Source organism: Amycolatopsis sp. SID8362 (genome assembly GCF_010550475.1).
GTDB lineage: Bacteria > Actinomycetota > Actinomycetes > Mycobacteriales > Pseudonocardiaceae > Amycolatopsis > Amycolatopsis eburnea.
Genome location: NZ_JAAGNB010001456.1, coordinates 1 through 330, shown reverse-complemented (window position 1 = coordinate 330; position 330 = coordinate 1). Strand labels below are relative to the sequence as shown.

At 75.2% G+C, this 330-nt stretch carries 1 pseudogene; it reads left to right on the top strand.

From position 1 onward, the window contains the following. Positions 1-330 (top strand): annotated as a pseudogene (locus G3I65_RS44515) (polyketide synthase); the annotation flags it as partial.

The following is a 330-nucleotide window of genomic DNA, read 5'->3' as shown; positions in this document are numbered from 1 at the left end:
CGCCTCACCGTCAGCCACGCCTTCCACTCCGCCCGGATCGAGCCGATGCTGGCCGAGTTCGAACGAGTCGCGAGTGGACTGTCCTATGCGGACGCCCGGATCCCGGTGGTCTCGAACGTGACCGGCCGGCTCGCGACGGCGGAACTGGGCACGCCCGGGTACTGGGTCCGGCACGCGCGGGAAGCTGTCCGGTTCGCCGACGGTGTCCGGGCGCTCGAAGCCGCCGGGGTCACGGACTTCGTCGAGATCGGCCCGGCCGGGGTGCTGACCGAGCAGGTCCGCGCGACCGCCGCGGCCGCCACCGCCGTCCCGGCCCAGCGCGGCGCCCGG